At 45.0% G+C, this 1,996-nt stretch carries 3 protein-coding genes; 2 read left to right on the top strand and 1 reads right to left on the bottom strand.

The window, feature by feature from the left end; genetic code table 11:
• Positions 1-58 precede the first annotated feature (58 nt).
• Positions 59-508, bottom strand: a complete 450-nt coding sequence (locus AM228_RS15910) for a VOC family protein (RefSeq protein WP_054467084.1) — start codon at positions 506-508, stop codon at positions 59-61.
• An 11-nt stretch (positions 509-519) separates the two neighbouring features.
• On the opposite strand from AM228_RS15910, the gene AM228_RS15905 reads away from it, so the two are divergent.
• Together AM228_RS15905 and AM228_RS35310 are read left to right on the top strand one after the other, a co-directional pair.
• Entirely contained in the window at positions 520-1,296 is a 777-nt protein-coding gene (locus AM228_RS15905) for a TIGR00297 family protein (RefSeq protein WP_054467083.1), read from the top strand.
• 448 nt (positions 1,297-1,744) lie between these two features.
• Positions 1,745-1,996 (top strand): tetratricopeptide repeat protein (locus AM228_RS35310; RefSeq protein WP_231636820.1); only part of this gene is annotated, 252 nt, incomplete at its 3' end.

Here is a 1,996-nt window from a genome sequence, read left to right as displayed (position 1 = left end):
TTGCCCACCTGTAGGGGCGAACCGCCGTTCGCCCCTACTCTTTTCTTTTCTCTCTGATTCACGTTGCGGATGCCATATCGCTGGCTTCTCCCACTTGGGTTAACTCTTGCATCCCAAAAATCGCCGCATCGTGAAAATAATATTTGAACTCCAGCAAATTGTAAAACGGGTCTTGCAAAAAGAAAGTCCGATGTTCCAAGGGTTCGCCAGGAAACCGATGTTTTGGCTGCTGATAAAACGTAAGTTGTTGCTGTTTCGCCCGGTTCAGCAATGCTTCCCAGTCCTGTTCCTGGCTAAAAACTAGGCCAAAATGTCGCGGATAAATGCCCTTTTGGGGCGTGAGTGGTTCTTTAGTCACATGAGCCACGAGTTGATGGCCGTATAAGTTCAGAATCATGGAGTTGGGGGTCTGACGACCCACGGCACAACCCAAACCATCGACGTAAAATTCTGCGGTTTTGGCTAAATCAGCGACGGGAAAGGCAAAATGGAAGATAACTTGATTCATCGAATGTAAAAATGTCAGAGTTTCTCTCTTATTATCCGGTTTTGCTTAATCCTTGGGTGGTGGCGATTCTACTAAATACGGTTTTAATTGGCGGCGCTTCACCTTTTTTGAAAAAATTACTCACCCCAGGGGGAATTTTCCATGCTTGGATTTTGGGGGTGTTGATTTGGGGCAGTTTAAATTGGCCCGGATATCTGGTGGTGGTGTTTTATTTTCTGGTTGGTTCTGGTGTGACCCGCATTGGTATCGCGGAAAAAGAAGCGGCAGGCATTGCGGAAAAACGCCAGGGGGCTAGAGGCCCAGAAAATGTTTGGGGTTCGGCGTTGACGGCGACGGTTTGTGCTTTGGGAGTGGCGATGCCCTTTAGCGGATCCGGAAAGGGAATCGCCGCCTTATTAATGCTGGCTTATGTGGCCAGTTTTAGCACTAAACTGGCGGATACTTGTGCCAGCGAAGTGGGCAAAGTTTACGGCCAACGGACATTTTTAATTACCACCTTCCAGCCTGTTCCCAAAGGTACTGAAGGCGCCGTTAGTTTAGAGGGCACTCTCGCCGGAATTCTCGCTTCAGGAGCGATCGCTTTGGTTGGTTGGGCTGTGGGTTTAATTAGTCTGCCCGGCATATTCCTTTGTATGATTGCGGCTTTTATTGCTACCAATTTAGAAAGTGTGATTGGGGCAACTTTGCAATCCCGTTACACCTGGTTAACCAATGAAATCGTTAATATCATTAACACCACTATTGGCGCGATCGCCGTGATTCTATTGGCCTTAGTTTTACCTATTTGATACCAAATTTATCCCGTGAGCGATGGCATTCAATCTCTGCAATACAATGCAATACGGCGATCGCACTACAGGTGAGAAGCGCGTTACACAGAACGTAGTACACAGAATATTTATATTCGGCTTGGGGTGGTGCGTTCCCAAATAAGATGCCATGAGATGCCATGCCCAATTCACAAAAGTTTCAGGGAAGGCAGGGCGCAAGTGCGAAGAGGTAGCAACCCGCCCTCCCTGGCAGATAGGTAAAAAAAATGTAAAATTTTAATAACTTTAATAACAATTTTTTAATAATCTTGCCGCTCGCCAAAAACGAGGTTAAATTGATACTAATACCTGAAGTATCTACCCCAGTACCATTAACCCGCGTCTAGGATTAATCGCTTTACTCACTTTATTAACCAGTTTAACCTTAACAATTCCCTCTCCACTCCTATTGGGGAAAAAATTTGAGATGGGTAATGGAGTATTCGCCCAAACAGTTACAGAACGAAAAGCCGAAGCAGACCGATTATTAGAGCAGGGAAGACAACAATATACAACTAGCCAATACCAAGCCGCAATTCAGTCTTTAGAAACTGCATTAAACATTTATCGTGAAATCGGCGATCGCAATGAAGAAGGACTTGCTCTCAATAATTTGGGTAATGCTTACTATAGCTTAGGACAATATCAAATAGCAATAGAGTTTTATCAACAGTCTTTA

The sequence above is a fragment of the Planktothricoides sp. SR001 genome (genome assembly GCF_001276715.1).
In the GTDB taxonomy this organism is placed as follows: Bacteria; Cyanobacteriota; Cyanobacteriia; order Cyanobacteriales; family Laspinemataceae; genus Planktothricoides; species Planktothricoides raciborskii.
This window is presented reverse-complemented; position numbering and strand designations above follow the sequence as displayed.